1 pseudogene is annotated in these 643 nt (G+C 60.2%); it reads right to left on the bottom strand.

Going from position 1 to position 643, the window contains the following annotated elements:
• Positions 1 to 88: 88 nt before the first annotated feature.
• Positions 89 to 643: pseudogene (locus QSV46_RS39100) on the bottom strand (transposase); the annotation flags it as partial.

Genomic DNA, 643 nt, shown 5'->3' with positions numbered 1-643 from the left:
GCCACCAGCCGATTGACCGAGGTCACACGACCACCGTCCCAGCGGGACATCGCCAGTCCGGACCGGACCAGGAACTTGCGAGCGAATATCAGATTGGCTTCGGCTGGCCCCAGTCGAACGACGTGCCATCGACCCAGATGCAGTGGAGAATCACGGCGATCTTTCGGGCGATGGCGACCTTTGCCTTCTTCATGCCGATCCGCTTGGCGAACTTCATGCCCCAGGCCTTTGGGGAAGACCACTTTTTGGTTCGATAAAGAAGGACAGTGGCGGCCTCGAACAAGTAAGTTCGGAGAAGCCGGTCGCCCCCCATCGAGATATCTTTCCGTTGGTGTCGGTTTCGCCGGATTGGCTGCGCCTCGGCGTAAGGCCTAGGTAGGCGCCGACCGTCGAAGCCGATCGGAAGCGCGAGGGGTCATCGATCGTGTGGCGGAACGTTAGGGCCGTCACGACACCGACCCCCGGGACCGTCATCAGGCGACGCGTCGTCTCGTCCAGCTTTGCCAACCGGCGGACCTCGTTGTCGAACTTACCTTGTTGTTGACAAACGTTCTCATGGATCGAGAGCGGCGGCGATATCACGCTGAGAAGCAAATGATCGACGCCCAAGAGTTCGCTGACCTGGTTGCGGAATTGTTGGCCG

It is taken from the genome of Bradyrhizobium cosmicum (genome assembly GCF_032290525.1).
In the GTDB taxonomy this organism is placed as follows: domain Bacteria; phylum Pseudomonadota; class Alphaproteobacteria; order Rhizobiales; family Xanthobacteraceae; genus Bradyrhizobium; species Bradyrhizobium cosmicum_A.
This window is presented reverse-complemented; position numbering and strand designations above follow the sequence as displayed.